Annotated in this window: 15 protein-coding genes and 1 tRNA gene; 8 read left to right on the top strand and 8 right to left on the bottom strand. The window is 52.8% G+C overall.

Going from position 1 to position 15,703, the window contains the following annotated elements; translation table 11 throughout:
- Positions 1 to 153 precede the first annotated feature (153 nt).
- Positions 154 to 573 carry a cytidine deaminase gene (gene cdd, locus ACP5H1_RS00445; protein ID WP_427970553.1) on the top strand — a complete coding sequence of 140 codons (420 nt, stop codon included), beginning with the start codon at positions 154 to 156 and terminating at the stop codon, positions 571 to 573.
- Here the strand turns inward: cdd and ACP5H1_RS00450 are convergent.
- The 4 genes from ACP5H1_RS00450 to ACP5H1_RS00465 all read right to left on the bottom strand — a co-directional run bounded on the left by ACP5H1_RS00450 (position 564) and on the right by ACP5H1_RS00465 (position 3,913).
- A complete protein-coding gene (locus ACP5H1_RS00450; RefSeq protein WP_427970555.1) occupies positions 564 to 1,952 on the bottom strand; it encodes a dihydrolipoyl dehydrogenase in 1,389 nt (462 codons plus the stop codon). The two genes, cdd and ACP5H1_RS00450, sit on opposite strands and share 10 nt — an antisense overlap.
- A gap of 349 nt (positions 1,953 to 2,301) precedes the next feature.
- Positions 2,302 to 2,375: transfer RNA gene (locus ACP5H1_RS00455), tRNA-Ile, on the bottom strand.
- 34 nt (positions 2,376 to 2,409) lie between these two features.
- Positions 2,410 to 3,480 (bottom strand): hypothetical protein, encoded by a 1,071-nt coding sequence (locus tag ACP5H1_RS00460; protein WP_427970557.1) that lies wholly within the window; start codon positions 3,478 to 3,480, stop codon positions 2,410 to 2,412.
- A 184-nt stretch (positions 3,481 to 3,664) separates the two neighbouring features.
- A complete protein-coding gene (locus tag ACP5H1_RS00465) occupies positions 3,665 to 3,913 on the bottom strand; it encodes an Lrp/AsnC ligand binding domain-containing protein (protein WP_013266982.1) in 249 nt (82 codons plus the stop codon).
- 220 nt (positions 3,914 to 4,133) lie between these two features.
- On the opposite strand from ACP5H1_RS00465, the gene prs reads away from it, so the two are divergent.
- Positions 4,134 to 5,030 carry a ribose-phosphate diphosphokinase gene (gene prs / locus ACP5H1_RS00470; protein ID WP_427970559.1) on the top strand — a complete coding sequence of 299 codons (897 nt, stop codon included), beginning with the start codon at positions 4,134 to 4,136 and terminating at the stop codon, positions 5,028 to 5,030.
- Here prs and ACP5H1_RS00475 read toward each other — a convergent pair.
- A complete protein-coding gene (locus ACP5H1_RS00475; RefSeq protein ID WP_427970561.1) occupies positions 5,027 to 5,620 on the bottom strand; it encodes a phosphoribosyltransferase family protein in 594 nt (197 codons plus the stop codon). The genes prs and ACP5H1_RS00475 overlap by 4 nt on opposite strands.
- 190 nt (positions 5,621 to 5,810) lie before the next feature.
- On the opposite strand from ACP5H1_RS00475, the gene ACP5H1_RS00480 reads away from it, so the two are divergent.
- The 4 genes from ACP5H1_RS00480 to ACP5H1_RS00495 are packed head-to-tail and all read left to right on the top strand — an operon-like array spanning position 5,811 to position 8,858.
- Positions 5,811 to 6,392, top strand: coding sequence for a DNA-directed RNA polymerase (locus ACP5H1_RS00480; RefSeq protein ID WP_427970563.1), 582 nt, complete (start codon positions 5,811 to 5,813; stop codon positions 6,390 to 6,392).
- On the top strand, positions 6,389 to 6,757 hold the full coding sequence (gene metG, locus ACP5H1_RS00485; RefSeq protein WP_427970565.1) for a methionine--tRNA ligase subunit beta: 369 nt from the start codon (positions 6,389 to 6,391) through the stop codon (positions 6,755 to 6,757). Before ACP5H1_RS00480 ends, metG begins: the two co-directional genes overlap by 4 nt.
- Before the next feature lie 42 nt (positions 6,758 to 6,799).
- Complete coding sequence (locus tag ACP5H1_RS00490; RefSeq protein ID WP_427970567.1) at positions 6,800 to 7,264, top strand: hypothetical protein; 465 nt, start codon at positions 6,800 to 6,802, stop codon at positions 7,262 to 7,264.
- Positions 7,233 to 8,858, top strand: a complete 1,626-nt coding sequence (locus tag ACP5H1_RS00495) for a DEAD/DEAH box helicase (protein WP_427970569.1) — start codon at positions 7,233 to 7,235, stop codon at positions 8,856 to 8,858. Before ACP5H1_RS00490 ends, ACP5H1_RS00495 begins: the two co-directional genes overlap by 32 nt.
- Before the next feature lie 4 nt (positions 8,859 to 8,862).
- Here the strand turns inward: ACP5H1_RS00495 and sucD are convergent, their stop codons facing one another.
- The gene (gene sucD / locus ACP5H1_RS00500) at positions 8,863 to 9,744 is read right to left on the bottom strand and encodes a succinate--CoA ligase subunit alpha (RefSeq protein ID WP_427970571.1); all 882 of its coding nucleotides are present in this window, start codon (positions 9,742 to 9,744) and stop codon (positions 8,863 to 8,865) included.
- Between the two features lie 10 nt (positions 9,745 to 9,754).
- Positions 9,755 to 10,891 (bottom strand): ADP-forming succinate--CoA ligase subunit beta, encoded by a 1,137-nt coding sequence (gene sucC, locus ACP5H1_RS00505; RefSeq protein ID WP_427970573.1) that lies wholly within the window; start codon positions 10,889 to 10,891, stop codon positions 9,755 to 9,757.
- A 258-nt stretch (positions 10,892 to 11,149) separates the two neighbouring features.
- Between sucC and ACP5H1_RS00510 the strand changes: the two genes are divergently transcribed.
- Together ACP5H1_RS00510 and ACP5H1_RS00515 are read left to right on the top strand one after the other, a co-directional pair.
- A complete protein-coding gene (locus ACP5H1_RS00510; RefSeq protein WP_427970575.1) occupies positions 11,150 to 13,195 on the top strand; it encodes a glycoside hydrolase family 13 protein in 2,046 nt (681 codons plus the stop codon).
- A gap of 85 nt (positions 13,196 to 13,280) precedes the next feature.
- Positions 13,281 to 14,876 (top strand): glycogen/starch/alpha-glucan phosphorylase, encoded by a 1,596-nt coding sequence (locus ACP5H1_RS00515; RefSeq protein WP_427970577.1) that lies wholly within the window; start codon positions 13,281 to 13,283, stop codon positions 14,874 to 14,876.
- On the opposite strand, the gene ACP5H1_RS00520 is transcribed toward ACP5H1_RS00515, so the two are convergent.
- Positions 14,863 to 15,693 carry an ABC transporter substrate-binding protein gene (locus ACP5H1_RS00520; RefSeq protein WP_427970579.1) on the bottom strand — a complete coding sequence of 277 codons (831 nt, stop codon included), beginning with the start codon at positions 15,691 to 15,693 and terminating at the stop codon, positions 14,863 to 14,865. The two genes, ACP5H1_RS00515 and ACP5H1_RS00520, sit on opposite strands and share 14 nt — an antisense overlap.
- Positions 15,694 to 15,703 lie beyond the last annotated feature (10 nt).

Here is a 15,703-nt window from a genome sequence, read left to right on the forward strand (position 1 = left end):
AAGCAATTCTATGCTATATGCAGAGTTCTATAGAATTCTATAGATAATATATATGCTATGTTGTAATAATTGAGACTATAGGAACTATGGGGAGCGCTGCTGGGAGGCTCTTTAGGCGGGCGGTCGGAACTTATAAAGGGTGGTGTTTAGCTCATGAGCGTGCCCGAGGACCTGTTAAAGGAGGCCAGAGGGGCGATAAACAGGGCATATGCGCCCTACTCCGGCTATCGGGTAGCCTCAGCCGTAAGAGCCGGCTCTGGAGCCATTTATAGTGGCGTTAACATAGAGAACGCGAGCTATGGATTAAGCATGTGCGCTGAGAGGGTTGCCATATTCAAGGCTGTAAGCAGCGGGGAGAGAAAAGTAAGGGAGGTCTTAGTCATGGTGGAGAGGGGGGAGCCCGCTCCCCCCTGCGGGGCATGCCTGCAGGTGATAGCTGAGTTTGGCGATGATGACACGATAGTATACTCAATCTCAAATGAAGGAAATAAGTTAAAGGTCTGGAGGCTCTCGGAGCTGTTACCTCACAGGTTCTCAAAAGAGTTCTTAGGGATCAAAGAGGGTCAGAAGTAGGGCCTCAGGGCATAGTTTATGGACTCGAATGTCAGTGGGTGGGGCCCTGCCACCCATGCGAGGTTCTTGGCGGTCAGGTTGTTCTCTATAGCTGCCGCAAATACAGCGCTTAGCTCAGCGGCATCATGGGCGTAGGCCTCAAAGCCCAGTATCCTGAGGGACTCCTTTTCGAGCAGTATCTTCATCCAGCCCTCCCTGTGGCCCACGATCTCTGACTGGGCATCATGCTTAAGCGAGTAGTTGACCACCTCGTACTGTATCCCTAGAGCCTTCAGCTCGTCCTCCGTGTAGCCGACCATGGCAATCTCAGGGTACGTGAATATGGTGTATGGCACTGAGTGGTAGTTAAACCTGTAGACCTCCTTACCGGCAAGTATGTTCTTTGCCACAATGACACTCTCCTTAACTGCTGCGTGGAAGAGCATGGCCTTGCCAGTGACGTCGCCAGCGGCATACACGTTAGGCAAGGTAGTCCTGAGGCCGGGCGTCACCTGCACGCCGGTCTTGTCGACTTTAAGCCCCTGGCTCTCAAGCGCTTCCAGCCCATAGCCCCTGGTCCTGGGCCTCCTTCCCACGGCCATTAGTACTTCCTCTGCCTCAACCTCAACCTCCTTGCCATCGGCGCTCTTAGCCTTAAGCACCTTGTACTCTCCCCTCTTCTCGATGCTCTGGGCCGGGCTCCTGAGGTACACGTCAACGCCCGCCTCCTTCATGCGCTGCATTGCTGCCTCTGAGAGCTCTGGAGGCATGTTGGGCAGGAGCCTGTCCATCATCTCTACAATTGATACGTGAGTACCAAGCCTGCTCAGCATGTCGGCTACCTCAACCCCTATGTAGCCGCCGCCTATTATTGCCAGGGACTTTGGCAGGTGGCCCATTGTCTTCTGGTAGGCGAAGAGCGCGTCGCTGGTGATAGCGAGCTCCTTACCGGGAATCGGTATTATCACGTGCTCCGCCCCAGCGCCTATGACGAGCCTCTTGGTTTCAACCTCAAAGGTTCCCTCCTCAGTATCCACCTTGACCTTGTTAGGTCCAAGTATTGTGGCCCAGCCCTTGGCAAAGGATAGGTTAGGCTCGTGCTCTTTTATTTCCTCCATGTGGTGCTCGTACCTGATCCTCTGGACCTCCTCCTTGGCCTTTACGACCTCCTGCCATATCTGCTCAGGGTCTATCCTATTTGTGGTCGAGGTGTACTCCAGGATCTTCGTCCTCACGGTTTTCGATGGTATGCAGCCTGCGTAGAGGCAGTCGCCACCCAGGTTGCCCTTCTCGTCAACCATGAGCACTGAGAGCCCTGCCTCTGCCAGCTCGAAGGCTCCAGGATAAGAGGCGCCACCACCGCCTATGAATACCACGTCAACCTTCTCTGGAAGCTTCATAGGCACCGCCGTCGAAAGGAGAGAGCTGTATACAGTCGCTTAAAAGCCTATTTTAAGGTCTTCAGTTCACCCATTAGCTGAATATATTTTACTTATCTACTATAAGTTTTTCTAGCAGGAAAAGACCAAATACACGCTTACTTCAGAGGGCAGCTCAGGGGATAGTCGCACATCATTATTCAGAGTCGCTCCACCATCCTCATCGCTGCCGCTTAATCGAGTTGCGGCTTGCCCCTTTTACTCTTGCGTCGCCTTTTACTTTGGGATAACAGTCATCTGTTGGCCAAGGGTTAGGCAGTAGCTGAACGTAGAAGAGCCCCGCGAGCTTTACTAAAATCTCAGGGGGCTATGGGCCCGCGGGGGTTTGAACCCCGGACCACCCGGTTATGAGCCGGGCGCTCTACCTGGCTGAGCTACGGGCCCTCACGGTAGAGCCTTCCCGCGCTAACTTTAAAGCTTATCTTTTATCCTCTCGCCTCACGAGCATGGAAGCTATAGCTTGAGGGACAGTCCTCAGAAAGTCGCCTAGGCTAAGCTCTTGCCTGACGTAAAGGTCCCAGGCCCATTTAGGCATGTTCCTTAGGAGACCCTCAGCCAAGGGGGACCTATAACTGGCCCTGGTTAGGAGCCGCGATAGCACAGCTGAACTTAAAAGACTGGATATGCCTTCAGAGTATTTCTTAAGGATGGAGGTGCGGTCTTCAACGCCATAACTTGCTATTGCACCAGCTAGCGCCTCCGCAGAGACTATAGAGGGCCTGTTGCCCTCGCCGCTCCATGCCATTACAAGGCCTGCGGCCTCACCTACGTTAATAATGTCACCGGTACTAAGCGAGGGGTTAGTAAACACGTTTATGGGCGCGCCCTTAACTTCCAAAACGTCAAAGCACGGGCTTATCTTTTCTTTAATGTACCCTCGGACCAGGCCTTCTAGGTGGACGGCGTCGTAAAGTCCTACAAAGCCAGCGCCTACGTTTATTAAGTGGCCGCTGTCATCGTAGGGGAACACCCAATAAAGGCCTCCAGAAGAGGGCCTGAAGTCAAGGGTTGCCTCCTCAGAGCTCCACGCGGGTACCTTAGCTATAACCCTCAGTGCAAGGACTTCCGATGAAAGGGGTAGGTTATAAGGCCCCCTTGAATCTATGGTCAGAGCCCCTCGCTCGCCGTTCCACGGCCTCCTTATTACATCAACGCCATTATCCAGGGCTGACCTCCTGAGCGACATTATAAGCCGGGGCTTATCTATTATGGCCCACTTGGAGTTTCCGCTCATGTTGGTCGTGGTTACGTATTTGCCCTCAACGAAAACATGGACAAAGTTTACTATAGTCTTTATGACGTCATAGGCCTTGGCTAGCCTTAATGGCAGCTCCTCGAGCGTCAGCTGCTCGCCGCACGGCTTAACGTAGGAAGACTCTACGGGTTCAAAGGCCATCACCTTAAAGCCTCTTTCGGCAAGCCTCAGCGAGAGCAGGGAGCCGGCGAGTCCTAAACCGGCGATCACTACGTCGCCTGTAGGCTTTCTCAAGGGAGCTCACGCTCTTTACAAGATCTTGTACTGCCGACCCTTAATTCCACAGACAAATACTCTTTTTAAGGATGTAAACCTAGGCAACAAGATTTAAGTATAGTCGCTGCTAACAACTAATGCTTAACAAAATATTATATAAAAGTATACAGGAGAACAGTGCTCACTCTCCTCTTCACTCCTTTTAGCTTCTCTCCTTTCCAACGACTATTATGCTGGTAAGCGTGCTCTTCACTCCGTTAAGCTTCCTTATCTTATCAGTTATAAGCGATCTGAGCTTATCCATGTTCTCTGCCTCTACAAAGGCCACAAGATCGTGAATGCCGTACACCATGTAGACTTTCTTGACCTCATCTATCTTAAGAAGCTCATTAAATATGTCGTTTTCCTTGCCGACGTCCGTGTTTATCATAACGATGGCCTGTGCGCCCATATACAGTCCCCAAACCACTTTATATTATCTAGGGCCCTGCCGAATATAACCTTTAGTGGCTCATTAGGCATAATAGTTTTACGTTAGGGAAAGTGCTAGCTTATAAAAAGTCCGCTTAACTTTCTCGCTAGGCTGACATGCAATACATGCCCTTAAGGGTCTGGCTTTAACTTATAGAGCTAAATTCCTAAGGCTCAAGGAAGCTCAAGGGCGCAGGCCCTTGTACGCAGTAGTGCCAGGTTCGGATGAGGTGTCTAGGGCTTTCGCTAAGTCGTTGGCTAACTCAATAAATGGATCCCTTTGCGAGCCCCAATACAAGGAGTTCCCTGATGGTGAACAGTATATTAGAGTTACATGTGATGTTAAGGGCGTGGACGCTATATACGTTAAGACCATGATACCTAAGCAAGACTCGTCGGTGGTGGCCAGCCTGCTGGCGGCCGACTCGCTTAAGGCCTCTGGGGCTAACAGGGTCATATTAGTAGCCCCCTATCTTGCATATGCCAGGCAAGACAGGCAGTTCCTTCAGGGGGAGCCGGTCAGCATAAGGTCCGTGTTGAGAGCCCTTTGGTCAGCCGGGTTTACTCACATAGCTACGGTAGAGATCCATAAAGCCGAAAGCCTAAGGCAGTTCCCTGGCGTCGCGCTTAACGTTAGGCCCTACTCCTACATGGCTGACACGCTTGGGATGAGCGGCCCTAACTACGTGGTCCTATCGCCCGACCTTGGAGCCCTTGAAAGGGCGAAGTCGCTCGCGGAGCGCCTGGGAACATCTTATGATTACATTGAAAAACAAAGGGACAGAGTCACGGGCGAGATCACCATGAAGCCAAAGCAGTTGGACGTGGATGGCAAGGACGTGATAATAGTGGATGACATCATTAGCACGGGGGGTACCGTGGCCAAGGCGGCAGAAATGCTTAAGGAGCAGGGCGCCAGGAGCATCACTGTTATGGTCGCGCACGCTGTCCTGGCCCAGGGGGCCGAAGAGAGGCTTAGGTCTGCAGGCATAGCCCAGGTTTACGCCGCTAACACCACGCCGGCTCAGAGCGACATCGTCAAGCAGGTTGACGTGGCGCCGCTTGTCGCTAAAGAGCTAGTCAAAGCCTTAGCTTAACCCCTTATTTCTAGCAGAGCCTCTGAGTTCTCTGCAACTTTCCAGTCTGTTCCCACGGCTACCACTACAACGGTTCCAACGAGCTTAGCCCCAGCCCTTCTAACAAGCTCGGCCAGGGCCCTGAGCGTGTGGCCATGTATGCTAAAGTCGTCAACTATTAGGACCCTGGAGTCCTTGGGAAGCTCCCTCTTAGTCACGTAGAACACCGTATAGGAGGCGGGCCCGGAGAGGTACATGGCCTCGAGTATGGGCTCCTCTGAGGGCGGCCTCTGCTTCCTGGCGACCACTATAGGCACGTTGGCCGCTAGGCCTATGGCGGTGGCCAGGCTTATGCCTCCGGCCTCAGGCGTCAGCACGCACGTGAAGGTCTTGTCAAACCTCTTTACAACGTATTCAGAGACCAGCGTTAAGGCCATGGGGTCAAGCGTTACGCCGGTTATGTTGTAAAAGCCATTGTACACCTTTATGGCCTTGGCCACAATGCTTGTGATAACTTCCCTCGAGAGGAGGGAGTCCACGATTTTCTTAGCGTTGCCCTCGGAGGGCAGCGTGCTGCCATTGATGTAACGTGACAGCATAGGGGACGGCAAGCCCGTTATCTTAGACAGGTCGGTGAGCTGGAAGAAGGCCCTGGCTGCCCTAAGGAGCTTGACAGACCTATACCTGAGCTCGTTAAAGCTAAAGTCGCTCAGATCTAGACCCCAGTACCTGTTAGCCTTGTGAGAGCTTAAAGGCCTCCCGATTTCTGAGTGGAGAGGAGCTAAGAACAGGTGGGCGCAGTTGTACGCCGAGTATACGCTTTACGAGTGGGTTGGGGTGAGGCCTGAGTTAGCCTACAGCGGTGAGATAAAGCAGGCAGTGCTTCAGTCGCTTCGAGAGGAGCTTGAGGGCCAAGTGGATGATACCATGGGTATCATAATATCCGTGATAGACGCTGACGTAGAGGGCGATGGGGTACTTTTGCCTAACGACCCCCAGATTTACTTCCCCGTCAGGTACAGGGTCCTGAGCTTTGAGCCTCTGCTCCAGGAGGTCGACAAAGGCATAGTCAGCGACGCAAGGGAGTTCGGCGCCTTTGTGAGCCTCGGGCCGACCGACGGCTTTGTGCACAGGACCCAGCTAATGGATGAGGACGCCGACTTCGTGCAGGAGACCAGGAGCTTCAAGGGCCGCGAGAGCGGCAGGGTAGTTGGAGTTAATGACATAGTCAGGGTGAGGATAACTCAGGTCAGCAAGGCCTCGAGGAGGATGGCAGCGGTTAGGATAGGTCTAACCATGAGGCAGCCTTACCTTGGTAAGGAGGAGTGGTACACGGAGAAGCAGCAGGTTGCGGGGGGAAGCGAGGGGGGTGAGGCTTCTTGAGCCAGGAGGGCCAGCCGCAGGGTCAGACCGGTGGTAACATTATTGATTACTCCGAGTTTGCAAAGGTAGACCTGAGGGTTGGCAAGGTTTTGTCTGCAGAGCCGGTAGCTAATAGTAGGAAGCTGATAAGGCTCACCGTTGACCTTGGATCAGAGCAGAGGCAGATACTCGCCGGGCTGCTTAAGTGGTACAAGCCTGAAGATCTGGTGGGTAAATATGTAATAGTTGTAGCCAACCTTAAGCCTAAGCAGATGGCAGGGCTGACGAGCCAGGGCATGCTGTTGGCAGCCCCGTGCGGGGACTCGGAAAAGCCAGTTATACTTACCGTGGCCGAGCCCGTCCAGCCCGGCTCAAAGGTCTGTTAGTGACTTTTGACTTCCAGACATCGTTAGCTCAGGGGGCTGGCTATGAAGAGGGTTTTAAGAGGGGACCCCTCTGAAGGGGATGACCTAGAACCCACGCCAGGAGCCAGCCCCCTCTGCCTGGAGGAGCTGTTTACGAGCCTCAGCAGAGATGATGTCTACGAGCTGTTCTCACAGCTGGTCTCAAGCGAGGTAAACTACGTTGACGTGCTAATTCACTCGGATGACAACAGGGAAATTTACGCTAGGTGCTTCGTGTCCCTTACATGCCTTGAGGTTCTAAAGGTAGTGGCGAGGCTTTGCGGAAATGAAGCTCGCCTAGACGCCATCAATTTGCCTGAGGTGGACGTTGCCAGCTTGGAGGGTGACTGCATCGAGCTTATATCAAGACCTGACCCCCCTATAAAGATAAGGAACCTCCTGAGAAAGCTAGGTGTAGGAGAGCCCAGCGACCTGCAGGGCTATAGGTTGCTAAAGGATGATCAAGTTGGAGATCCCGCCGAGGTTTAAGGTGCGTGGCTGGCTCAGCGACGAGGACTTTCAGAGGATCCTCGAGTTCTCCAAGTACGTGGGCCGCGACAGAGGGTTCTCCATATTTGAGTTGAGCGATGAGAAGGCCAAGGAGTCAGGCCTAGGTCCTGTTGACATATTAAGGGAGCTGGAGGAGCTCAAGGACTCCATTCCCCAGCAGGACCTGGAAATATTGAGGGAGTACCTGAGGAGAAAGGGCACAGTTAAGATAAATCTCAACTCTAGCAGCGAGGTCGTGATATCCAGCGAGCTCATGCTGAAACCATACCTGCAGGAGTATCTTGCGCAGCTTAAGTACAGCAAAGAGCTAAGAAGCTACATAGCTAAGCCTTACCTATACTATGACCTTGTCAAGCACTTGAACGGTAAAGGGGTAATAGTTGATGATAAGGTAGGACTGCTGGAGAGGGCTAGGCTGTCCAGGCAGGTAAAGTTCGTGGGCCAGCTAAGGCCGTATCAGCAGGAAGCTCTTGACGCCTGGTCAAAGAACAACAACAGAGGGGTAATAGTCCTGCCGACGGGCGCGGGCAAAACGGTGGTTGCCATAGCTGCCATAGCGGCAGCCAACGTGAAGACCCTCATAGTGGCCTACACCAAAGAGCACGTGAAGCAGTGGAGCGACGCCATAAGGAGGTTCACAGATGCCGGCGGCCTGCTGGGGGCGTTCTATGGGGACGAGAAGTCCATAGGCGACATAACAGTGACCACTTACCAGACGGCATATAGGTACGTGAGGCAGCTGTCCCCGAGGTTCGCCCTGGTCATTTTTGACGAGGCCCATCACCTGCCAGCTGACAAGTTTAAGGCAATAGCGGAGTACATGTTGGCCCCGTATCGCATGGGACTTTCTGCCACAGCGGTCAGGGAGGATAACAAACAGGAGGAGGTGTTCCCGCTGGTAGGAGGCATAGTTTATCAGAAGAGCGCGTCCGAGTTAATGCAGGAGGGTTTCCTAGCGCCCTATGTGATAAGGAGGGTCACGGTCAAGCTCGCACCGGAGGAGCAGAAGCTATACGATGAACTGAGGAAGCGGTACGCCTCATTCGCTATGGGAAGGACTTTCCAAGAGGTCCTTGAGGCTGCCAAGAAAGGTGAGCAGAACGCCATACAGGCCCTGAGGATCAGGGCCCAGATGCAGTCTATAGTGCAGGAGAGCAGGAGCAAGCTGGACAAGGTAGTTGATATTGCAAAGCAGGAGCTGAATAAGGGCTCCAAGATAATAATATTTACGCAGTATAAGAAGCAAGCCGAGGAGCTTGCTCAGAGGCTCGGCGCGCTCCTCATACATGGGGGCCTTGAGAGGGAAGCCAGGGACAGGGCCCTTGACGAGTTTAAGAGGCTTAAGAGCGGCGTGCTTGTAGTTACCACCGTAGGTGATGAGGGCCTTGACATACCTGACGCCAACGTTGGGATACTTGTCTCTGGAACTGGCTCCAGGAGGCAGTTCATACAGAGGCTTGGCAGGCTGTTAAGGCCCATGCCTGGCAAGACTGCAGTGCTATACGAGGTCGTGGCAAGCGGCACCAGCGAGGTCGTGCAATCAAAGAAAAGGAGGGAAGCCGTTGGGGACTAGTGATTTAGGCTCTCTTGAGGGCCTCGCTCACAAGCTTAGGAATCTCATAGGGCGTTATGGCCACCCTCACCCCAGCGTCCTCCAGCGCTGCAACCTTGTCCTTGTAGGCCCCGGTGCCAAGCATTATTATGGCACCTGCGTGGCCCATCCTCTTGCCCTCAGGCGCTGTGCGGCCAGCTATGAACGCCACTATGGGCTTCCTTATCTTGCCTTCCTTAACCATCTTGGCCACCCTTTCCTCAGCGTCGCCGCCTATCTCGCCCACCATAACTATAGCCTTAGTCTGCGGGTCTCTCTCGAACATCTCAGCTACCTCTGGGAACGTGAGCCCAGTTATGGGGTCACCGCCAACTCCTATCACCGTGGACTGCCCTAGGCCGGCCTTGGAGAGGAAGTAGCTCACCTCATAGGTGAGGGTACCGCTCCTGGACATCACTCCAACGGGCCCCGGCGTGAAGACATTGGCTGGCATTATGCCAACCTTGGTCTTGCCTGGATTTATTATGCCCGGGCAGTTGGGCCCTATTATTATGGAGCCCTTCTCCTTGGCGTAATTGACGAATGCCATGGCATCATGTATGGGTATGTGCTCAGTTATGACAACTATGGTCTTAATGCCCGCATCTATGGCTTCAAAGACGGCGTCAGCGGCGAACTTAGCGGGCACGAAGATTATTGATGTGTTGACTTCAGGGTGCGCCTTCACTGCCTCATCCACGGTATCATAAACCGGCACACCTTCAACAGTAGTGCCTCCCTTGCCTGGGGTCACGCCAGCAACTACCTTGGTGCCATACTGAAGCATCAGCCTTGTGTGGAACAAGCCCTCCCTACCAGTTATGCCCTGCACGATTACTTTAGTGTTTTCATCAACTATTATGCCCATCCCTATCACCTCACAGGTTCTTAAGTGCCTGAAGCGCCTCCAGCGGGTCACTGTACGGCGTTATGCCTACTTCCTTAAGAATCTCCCTTCCCTGCTCCTCGTTGGTTCCAGTTAACCTCACAACTAGAGGCTTGGCCTTGTTGCCCAGGTCCTTGAGCGCCATTACTACGCCCCTGGCAACTTCGTCGGCCCTAGTTATGCCTCCGAATATGTTTATGAACACCTTCTTGACCTTGGGGTCACTCATAACAAACTCAACGGCGTCCCTTATGTGCTCAGCCTCAGCTCCACCTCCTACGTCAAGGAAGTCGGCAGGCTTCATTCCAAACTCGTAGACGAGATCCATGGTGGTCATAGTGAGCCCCGCCCCGTTTCCGATAACCCCAACATCGCCGTCAAGTTCCACGTAGGCAAGATCCTTCTCTCTGGCTGCTATCTCCCTCTCGCTGAGCTCTCCGAGCCTCTCCTTCTCGGTGGCAGCGTACTCTGTGTGCCTGAAGAGACTGTTGTCATCGATTATTATCCTGAGGTCAAGGGGCAGAACCTTGTCTGGCAGAAGCGCCAACGGGTTGCTCTCGGCGAGCTCAGCATCATAGTCCATAAATGCCCTGTACAGCGCCTGCAGGAAGTTCTCAAAGCTTGAAAGTGCTTTGCCTGTGAGGCCAAGCTGCTTGCCTAGTATTCTGGCCTCATAATTTCTTAGTCCCTTGTATGGGTCCACGTAGTACTTTATTATGGCCTCGGGGTGCTCCCTAGCAACCTCCTCAAGATCCATACCACCGTACTTGCTTACCAGCACGAGGGGCTTCCTCTCGGCCCTGTCAAGTACTATTCCAGCGTAGAGCTCCACATCATGCTTTACGGCCTGCTCTATAAGCAGGATAGAGGGCTTTATTCCCTTGATTGGGGTCTTGAAGAGCTGCTGGGACACCGAGACGGCCTCGTCAACGCTATTTACAAGCTTTATTCCGCCGGCCTTGCCCCTTCCGGCAACCAGGACCTGCGCCTTAACAGCCAGTGGAGGTGTTAGGCCTGAGCTTTCTATGGCCTTCCTTATATCGTCGCCCTCGCGCACTACGACGCCCTTCGGCGTTTCGATGCCGTACTTCCTTATGATCTCCTTAGCCTCATACTCAAACAGCTTCACAGGCCCACCCACGCCTCCCAGTCTCAGGATTAATTAATAAGCTCTGAAGAGGCCCCCTTCTAGCGTTTCGGAAAGTCGCTGAGAAATGAAAGGTAAGCCTTGCCCTTTGGGTGGGGAATCAGCGCTGTTATCAGGTGAGCACTCGAATAACTTTATACTAACTCAGGGCCTGCAGCTACCCTTTTTACATAGAGCAAGCTAGACCGTAACGTAAATATGGAACGCCTAAAGGCGCAGGCCGGTGTTGAAGCCATGTATATGAGCATCAGACCGCGGCTAGGCAAGGACAGGTATGGTGAACCGGACTTTATCTTCAGCTATCCGTGGCCTAAGGTGGCCGTAGGAAGGCACTTATATGTGGTGTCAGAGTTTACGTCATACTTCCCAGGCAGAGTTGAGCTGAAGAGGAAAGGTGACAGGGGGGTTGCACGAGTACCTGTCAGGGAAGGGCTTTATCATTATGCGTTTGTCGACAGCCTTTACAGAGTCTATACGGACTATGAGAACCCAAGAGTCGCTGAGGTGGATCTAGGCCTAAACATGGGAAGAGTGACAGCCAGCGTTGCCGAGGCCGGACTTAAGGAAATCAGGGACGCCATTTCTGAGGGCGGGCTTCACGGTAACCTTATACTGCACGACGAAAGGTGGCCAGGCTACCTCTCGGGCTATGGAGGAATCACTGCTGTGAGGGTTTTTACTGTGCGGGAAGAGGTGGACTCCGTAACACTGCTGGCTCTCGTAGAAGGATCATGGAAGTCCTTTGAAGCGGAACTGGCCTTAAGGGACTCCTACAGGGACTACTACGAGGCTAGGGTTCCTGGAAGAGTCGAGGCGTACTACTTCTTGCTCTCGGTTGACGGCAGGAAGCTGCCTTTCGGGTTTGACGGCCTGGGGTCAAGGGAGCCGTGGGTAGCAGGAAACGGCTACTACAGTGATACTATACCATGGTACCTGGGCACTTCATATTATCTCGTGTTTCCGGACAGCTTCGCGGGCTATAGGGAGGATTTTGCTAAGCTAAAAACAAGGCCCAGGGAGCGCATAGGAGGCAACCTTAAAGGGCTTGCAGAGAGGCTCAACTACATAAAATCCGTTGGATTCGAAGCCATATACTTAACCCCCATATATGTCTCTAACAGCTATCACCGCTACGACGTTATAGACCAACATCACGTAGACCCATCGCTGGGCGGCGATGAAGCCTTAGAGAACTTAGTGAAGGAATCCCACAAGCTTGGAATTAAGGTGGTTTTGGACCTAGTTGTGCATCACACGTCTCCCTGCTCTAGGGAGTTTTCCGACGCTTTGAAGGGGTGGAAAAGCTCGGTTTACTGGAACTGGTACAGGTTCCTTGTGGACTCAAAGGATGAAGTGGCCCGCGACGCAGAGCTGCTCGAGAGGTACGTTGATTCTGGCTGTAGGAGCTTCCCTGAGGAACTTCGCTCTAAGGACCCGTTCTATGAGACCTTTGCAAAGCTGTGGGGGATGCCAAAGTTAAACCACCAGAACAGGGCCGTCCTGGAAGAGCTCTGCGGGGCAGTAGGTGACTGGGTGACAAGAGGTATAGACGGCTTTCGCATAGACGTGGCGCACGGGCTTCCCGACGACGCTATGAAATACCTGTACGAGTGCATACTGCACAGGAGGCCTGAGTCGCCGGTTATAATGGAAATAATGGGCGAGCTCTCAGCGTTCCCCATGGGAATAATTTCAAACTCCGCTATGAACTATGAGGCCAGAGGCCCTATACTGGGCTTCTTCAGGGGCGAGATTACGGCCTTCGAGCTCTCGGAAAAGCTCAATAGGCAGTACCTTAGGTTGCCCCTATATGTTGCCAACGCGCTCTATAACCTGCTGGGCAGCCACGACACGCCTCGCGTAATGGACATATTAGGTTCCAAGGATCTTGTCGCCAGAGCCTTAGTTCTAACGGCCCTCATGTACGGCTCTTTTAGTGTCTACTATGGCGATGAGATCGGGCTCAGGGGAGGCAAGGATCCCGACAACAGGCTTCCAATGCCATGGGATGAGAGCCTGTGGGACAAGGACCTTCTCGACCTAGTTAGGAAGCTCATAGCCCTTCGGAAGGCATCTAAAGCCTTGAGGTATGGCTACTTTAGGGCGAGCCCCCTAGGTTCTGATGCTATTTATGTAGAGAGGACCTACGGAGGGGAAACGATAATGGGTTACGTAACTCGCCGCGCCGTAGAGCTACCCTCGCCAGTGAAGTGCGGGGAAACGCTGCTGGAGAGCGGCTTAAGGAACAACCATCTGGACGGATACATTCTGTGCAGGGCTAAGTGAAGGACCGCCCAATTAAGATTCTCTAGATGCGGCTCTAACGATATAAATATTATTTGCTAGGGGCCCTGCTCCTGCAGGTGAAAATATGGCAAAGGACGTGATAGTCTCTGTCACGCCGGAAATAGCGCTGGACGAGCTGTATAGCTACGCTGGAGGTCTAGGAGTTCTTGAAGGGGACAAGTTTTACGCTATGGCAAGGAGAGGCGCTAAATATTACGTGATAACGCTCCTCTACAGGCATGGGTACATTGACTATACCTTTGAGGAGGACAACACTCCTGTGCCCAGGGAGCAGGAGCAGCCTATTGAGCTTGAGGCCCTGCTAAGGCCAGAGAAGGAGTTTGTGGTGAAGGTGAAGGGAAGCAGCATAGTAGCTAGGCCTTGGATCTATGACAGGGGTAAGGCTAAAGTGGTGTTCATGGAGGCGGCGTGTCCTGAATGGGCGAGAAGGTACAGCGAGCAGGCTTACATAGAAAACTGTTTTGAGGAGAACATATACAAATACATATTCCTTGCCAAGGCTGCCGCCACCTACATCAGGGACTACATAGGTCTCGACAATGTAAGGAACATAGACCTGCAGGAAGCATATACAGTACTGGTCATGTTGGCTTTGCCCGAGTTTAAGCAGTATCGCTTCATAACTCACACGCCAGGACCCTGGGGACACCCCGTGTACCCTACAGCGATCCTCGGCGAAGAGTTTGGCTTTGGCAGCCCAGATCCATATGTCATATTAACTAAGGTAGGCATGGAGCGCGCGGTGGTAACTTACGCCGTTTCAGCGAAGCATGAGGAGATAACGAAGAAAACGTTCAAGGAGTACTCCGAGAAGATATCCCATATAACCAACGGTGTCGACGTTGAGAGGTGGCAGCACCCCGCACTGAAGCAGCTGATAGCCTCCAAGGGCCTTGATAACTTAGCAGAGGATGACGTGTGGCAGGCTCACGCTCAGGCTAAGAAGGACTTCATTAACATGATAAAGGCCTACAAGGACATAGGTGATAAGTACCTGGACAAGCCTGTTATAGTGTGGCTTAGAAGGAACACGCGCTACAAGAGGCCCTACTTCATAGCCAGGTTCATAGAGGAGAACGGTTTAAGCGATGTGCTCTTCGTGGTGGGCGGTAAGGCGCATCCAAGGGACACGGATGGCCTTATGTACATGAAGGAATTCCACAGGCTCTCAAAGCAGTTCCCAAACGTGGTGCACATATACGACTACGACGTAGTTAAGGCTAAGGTTCTTCAGGCGGGGGCCGACATACAGACCTTCACTCCCTTCTCAGGATGGGAGGCGAGCGGCACCAGCTTCATGAAGTCCCTTGTGAATGCTATACCAGTGGTAGCCTCTAAGGATGGCGCTGTGGTTGAGGTTGTTCAACATGGAGTCAGTGGATGGCTCTTTGGGGAGGACCTTAGAGACCTTATAAACATCTACACGGACCCAAAGGCGCAGGAAATTGATGAAAAGGATTACGAGGAGTTCTCCAAGTATCTCAACGAAGCTATAAACATATATGGGAGCGAGAAGTACAAGTCAATGGCTCTCTCCGCGCTAAAGACGTCATATAAGTTCGTTGACATCAACAGGACCCTTAACGAGTTCTACTATAAGGAAGAGCAAGTAAAGGCTTCACAGGCCATAAGTAAGGAGGAGAGGGCTAGCCCCTCTTGATCACCCTCAGGACCTTTTCAACCATATCATTTAGCGCGGAGAAGAAGCTGGGACCGTAGTGCGCCAAACTGTCGTAGTCAAGTATAACTATGCGGTTCTCCTTAACGGCCCTAAGGCTGTCAAGGCCCCTGGAGGCCAGCCTTCTGGCCACTTTTTCTGGCGTCGCGTTCTCTCCCAACTTCTGTTCGTAGACTATTACATCAGGGTCAAAGCTTTTAATGGCATCGGGGTCCGGGTTAACTACGTAGGGGACCCTGCTCATTAGAAATGGGTGTTCGGCCCCAAGGAAGTCAAAGGCGTCACCTATATAGCTGTGGGCCCCCACGCTCACGGGCCCTCCTAGGTCTATCTCGTAGTAGAGCTTTACGCCCTTTAGAGCGCCTTTAAGGTTTATGAACTTACTGACTAGGCTTGATGCGAGGTCCCTGGCCCGCGAAAGTTCTCCAATCACTATGCCTGTTACAATAATGTTATCAAGTATCCCGTACATGCTGACTGGAAGTGGAATAGGGTACACTACGTAGCCTTTGGACTCCAGTTCAAAGATCTTATCCCTCTGAGCCCCCGTGGTCACGAGCACTAGGTCGGGGCTCAGCTTCTGAAGCAGCTGATAATTTATGTTCAGGTAAGCGCCTACCCTGGGCTTCTTGGAGACCTCTGGCGGCTTATCGCAGAAGAAGCTTACGCCAACAACTCTGTCCTCGGCTCCTAGTAGGTAGAGGGTTTCCGTTATAGCAGGAGAAAGGCTGACGATCCTCGACGGTCTCTCTGGCACCTCAACCTCCTTTCCCAGGATTTCAGAGAATAACTTTACCATGTGATCCCCC

This window comes from Acidilobus sp. (genome assembly GCF_049973875.1).
Lineage (GTDB): Archaea > Thermoproteota > Thermoprotei_A > Sulfolobales > Acidilobaceae > Acidilobus.

Bases quoted from the DNA above. Each gene is read 5' to 3' on its own strand.
- cdd (WP_427970553.1), top strand. From the start codon at position 154: ATGAGCGTGCCCGAGGACCTGTTAAAGGAGGCCAGAGGGGCGATAAAC.
- ACP5H1_RS00450 (WP_427970555.1), bottom strand. From the start codon at position 1,952: ATGAAGCTTCCAGAGAAGGTTGACGTGGTATTCATAGGCGGTGGTGGC.
- ACP5H1_RS00465 (WP_013266982.1), bottom strand. From the start codon at position 3,913: ATGGGCGCACAGGCCATCGTTATGATAAACACGGACGTCGGCAAGGAA.
- ACP5H1_RS00490 (WP_427970567.1), top strand. From the start codon at position 6,800: ATGAAGAGGGTTTTAAGAGGGGACCCCTCTGAAGGGGATGACCTAGAA.
- ACP5H1_RS00495 (WP_427970569.1), top strand. From the start codon at position 7,233: ATGATCAAGTTGGAGATCCCGCCGAGGTTTAAGGTGCGTGGCTGGCTC.
- sucD (WP_427970571.1), bottom strand. From the start codon at position 9,744: ATGGGCATAATAGTTGATGAAAACACTAAAGTAATCGTGCAGGGCATA.
- ACP5H1_RS00510 (WP_427970575.1), top strand. From the start codon at position 11,150: ATGAGCATCAGACCGCGGCTAGGCAAGGACAGGTATGGTGAACCGGAC.
- ACP5H1_RS00515 (WP_427970577.1), top strand. From the start codon at position 13,281: ATGGCAAAGGACGTGATAGTCTCTGTCACGCCGGAAATAGCGCTGGAC.
- ACP5H1_RS00520 (WP_427970579.1), bottom strand. From the start codon at position 15,693: ATGGTAAAGTTATTCTCTGAAATCCTGGGAAAGGAGGTTGAGGTGCCA.